Genomic DNA, 1,276 nt, shown 5'->3' with positions numbered 1-1,276 from the left:
GCGTTGATTTCCAGACGCCTGCGAACGACGTTTACAACAACGGCTCGACCGTCAGCGTCACCATCGAAAACGCCACTGGCGGCAACTTCGAGCAGTTGACCCCGAACCCGACCCCGGCTCAGACCACGATCAACGACTCGGTCGACACCACCACCGCGACCCTGACGGCGAGCCCGTCGGTGACCGAAGGCGGCGTGATCACCTACACCGTGACCCTGAGCAATCCTGCTCAGACGCCGGTAACCGTGACCCTGTCCAACGGCCAGACCATCACCGTTGAAGCCGGCAAGACCCAGGGCAGTGTCGACTTCCAGACTCCGGCGAACGACGTCTACAACAACGGTTCGACTGTCAGCACCACGATTACTGGTGCCACCGGTGGCAACTTCGAGCAACTGACGCCTAATCCTGCACCGGCTGAAACGGTAATCAGTGACTCGGTGGATACCACGACTGCCACTCTGACCGCATCGCCAAGCGTGACCGAAGGCGGCGTGATCACCTACACCGTGACCTTGAGCAACCCTGCCCAGACGCCGGTGACCGTGACCCTGTCCAATGGCCAGACCATCACCGTTGAGGCCGGCAAGACCCAGGGCAGCGTTGATTTCCAGACTCCGGCGAACGACGTTTACAACAACGGTTCGACTGTCAGCGTCACCATCGAGAACGCCACTGGCGGCAACTTCGAGCAGCTGACACCGAACCCGACCCCGGCTCAAACCACGATCAATGACTCGGTCGACACCACCACCGCGACCCTGACGGCTTCGCCAAGCGTCACCGAAGGCGGCGTGATCACCTACACCGTGACCCTGAGCAACCCTGCCCAGACTCCGGTGACCGTGACCTTGTCCAACGGCCAGACCATTACCGTTGAAGCCGGCAAGACCCAGGGCAGCGTTGATTTCCAGACGCCTGCGAACGACGTTTACAACAACGGCTCGACCGTCAGCGTCACCATCGAAAACGCCACTGGCGGCAACTTCGAGCAGCTGACCCCGAACCCGACCCCGGCTCAGACTACGATCAGCGATTCGGTCGACACCACCACCGCGACCCTGACGGCGAGCCCGTCGGTGACCGAAGGCGGCGTGATCACCTACACCGTGACCCTGAGCAATCCTGCTCAGACGCCGGTAACCGTGACCCTGTCCAACGGCCAGACCATTACCGTTGAAGCCGGCAAGACCCAGGGCAGCGTTGATTTCCAGACGCCTGCGAACGACGTTTACAACAACGGCTCGACCGTCAGCGTCACCATCGAAAACGCCAC

1 protein-coding gene is annotated in these 1,276 nt (G+C 61.5%); it reads left to right on the top strand.

What is annotated here, in order from left to right; all coding sequences use genetic code 11:
* The coding region (locus tag FHW75_RS26690; RefSeq protein WP_183675249.1) for an immunoglobulin-like domain-containing protein at positions 1–1,276 on the top strand (1,276 nt) is incomplete at both ends.

Source organism: Pseudomonas sp. OG7, assembly GCF_014192825.1.
Taxonomy (GTDB): domain Bacteria; phylum Pseudomonadota; class Gammaproteobacteria; order Pseudomonadales; family Pseudomonadaceae; genus Aquipseudomonas; species Aquipseudomonas monteilii.
The sequence above is the reverse complement of the archived record's forward strand: the minus strand, read 5'-3'. Positions and strand labels throughout refer to the sequence as shown.